The organism is Bacillus sp. JJ864, assembly GCF_036963045.1.
Lineage (GTDB): Bacteria > Bacillota > Bacilli > Bacillales > Bacillaceae_G > Bacillus_A > Bacillus_A pseudomycoides_C.
Genome location: NZ_JBALLY010000161.1, coordinates 1 through 1,677 on the forward strand (window position 1 = coordinate 1; position 1,677 = coordinate 1,677).

2 protein-coding genes are annotated in these 1,677 nt (G+C 37.7%); both read left to right on the forward strand.

Annotation, left to right across the window (positions count from 1 at the left end; genetic code table 11):
* The first annotated feature begins 90 nt into the window (after positions 1–90).
* Positions 91–516, forward strand: a complete 426-nt coding sequence (locus V7024_RS21090; RefSeq protein WP_335523561.1) for a transposase family protein — start codon at positions 91–93, stop codon at positions 514–516.
* A gap of 37 nt (positions 517–553) precedes the next feature.
* Positions 554–1,603, forward strand: a complete 1,050-nt coding sequence (locus V7024_RS21095) for a transposase (RefSeq protein ID WP_335523563.1) — start codon at positions 554–556, stop codon at positions 1,601–1,603.
* The last annotated feature ends 74 nt before the right edge of the window (positions 1,604–1,677 follow it).

Consider the following 1,677-nt stretch of genomic DNA (forward strand, 5'->3'; position numbering starts at 1 on the left):
TTATACGATTATAGTAGTATAATAGAAGAAAAGGAGTGAAGTGTAATGTGCCAAATCCCTTGGATACCTCCTGACCCGTTTCTAGAACTTATGCATGTCTCTCAAAATGATAATCATTTGTTATTTACTGTAAGAAGCACCAACACCTCCGCATGCTGTCCAACATGTAAACAAGTCGCTTTACGTCCCCACAGTCGCTATACTCGTCTTATCCAAGACCTTCCGATTTCTAATGAATCTGTTACGATCTTGCTTATCTCAAAAAAATGGTTTTGTGACAATCCTATGTGCACTGTTAAAGTGTTCACTGAACGATACGAGTGGCTCGCTCCTAATAGCCGTCGTACTCTTCGAGTAGAAGAGGTATTACGAAAGATAGCTTTTTCCACAAGTTGTTTAGCAGCAGAAAAAATTGCTCATGCACTACAATTGCCCGTAAGTCATGATGTTTTACTTACAATCATTCATAAAACAGATATAAAACCAGAGGTATCTCCCTTTTGTAGGAGTAGATGATTTTGCCTTTCGCAAAGGTCATACCTACGGTGTTCTCATCTGTGATCTTACTACTCATGCACCTGTTGCTGTATTGCCAGATCGATTGCCAGAAACCTTAACTGAATGGCTCAAACAGCATCCTCATATTGAAGTGGTAAGTAGAGATGGATTTACAGCTTTTCGTCAAGGTATTTCAAATGCAAATCCTCGTATTCTTCAAGTATATGATCGGTGGCACTTTATTCAAAATGCAAAAAAACAATTAGACACATTCCTTATGTCACTAGTTCCCTCATCAATTGTATGGAAAGACCCAATTTCCCCAAAGATAGAAGTAGAATTGACAAAAGCAGAACGAGAGAAAGTCGAACGTCAAAGTCAAAAATGGGCCTTCATCCAAGACATTCAAACAGCCCATCGGGCTGGAAAATCTATTTCTTCTCTTGCCAAAGAATATTCATTGAGTTGGCGAACAATCCATAAATATCTTCATATGAAAGACCCTCCAATTATCACACGTTACCGAGTGAAACCTATTCAGCAATACTTGCCTCTTGTTCATCAATATGAGGGTCAAGGTAATACCGTTAAAGATATTCATCTTTTTCTCAAGAAACAAGGATATACAGGAACGTTTTCAGCTGTTCGTACAGCCGTCGAAACAATTCGGAGAAACCGTAAGAGACAGCAACAGACAGAGAAATTACATAAAGTTTCACGAAACAAGTTAGCAGGACGGATATGGGTGGGGGATGATAAATTGAACACATTAGAACAAGCAGACTTTCAACGCTGCTTACAAACATATCCATCACTTCAACCTTTGTATCAGATGATACAAGAATATCGAACTATTATAGAGTCAAATAATTATGATGCTTTTCTGAATTGGTTGCGAAAACAGCTATCTAATAAAGAAATGCCCTTCTATCAATATGCTCGTCGTTTACGAAGTGATTTAGAAGCAGTGAAACACGCATTTTTACTGCCATATAGTAATGGTGTTCTGGAAGGACAAGTGAATCGAGTCAAAGTAATTAAACGTTTACTTTATGGTAAGGCAGGCCTTTCCTTATTGCAGAAACGTGTTCTATATCAACTCTAACTTCCTATTGTAAAAAAACAATAATTACATTTCTAAAGTGTTATATCAACTTTCCCCAAATTAGCGCAAGAACC